Origin of the sequence: Helicobacter sp. MIT 05-5294 (genome assembly GCF_000765675.1) — a bacterium.
Lineage (GTDB): Bacteria > Campylobacterota > Campylobacteria > Campylobacterales > Helicobacteraceae > Helicobacter_D.
Map to the genome: position 1 here is coordinate 1 of NZ_JRPA02000084.1, position 459 is coordinate 459.

Consider the following 459-nt stretch of genomic DNA (forward strand, 5'->3'; position numbering starts at 1 on the left):
TTACCCCAACCCTCTAAAATCATTTATAATATGGATTGTGAAATCTTCAAATTCATTTTGTTCAATAAAATCCATCAACTCTCTTATGCTAGAATTATTATAGTCTTCTATTATCTCTTTCTCTTCTTGTGTAATGGTTTTTTTGTTTTTTAGTTTGTTTTGGATTTTATCATATTGTCTTTGTATATGAGAATCCTCATTATGAGGTAAAAGCCTCTCTTTGTCTATTAAAAATTCTTTGCCTATTAGCAAACAACCCTCTGTTCTATCCAAAGGAGATTCTAAAATATTTGTTCCTGAATGGATTAAGATATGACTTCTTAAATTCTCATCTGCTATTGGATTGTTTAAGACCCATTCATTATTATAGAGTAAGGGTAGAATCTGACTTAGATTGCCTTGCTTATCTTTATAAGTTCTTAGACTTTGTAGATTGGTTTGATGGGATTGGATTTTATA

The 459-nt window shown here is 29.4% G+C and carries 1 protein-coding gene; it reads right to left on the reverse strand.

Features of this window, described 5'->3' with window-relative positions; genetic code table 11:
- A partial coding sequence (locus LS69_RS10695; protein WP_194145505.1) for a hypothetical protein occupies nt 1-459 on the reverse strand: 459 nt, incomplete at its 5' end.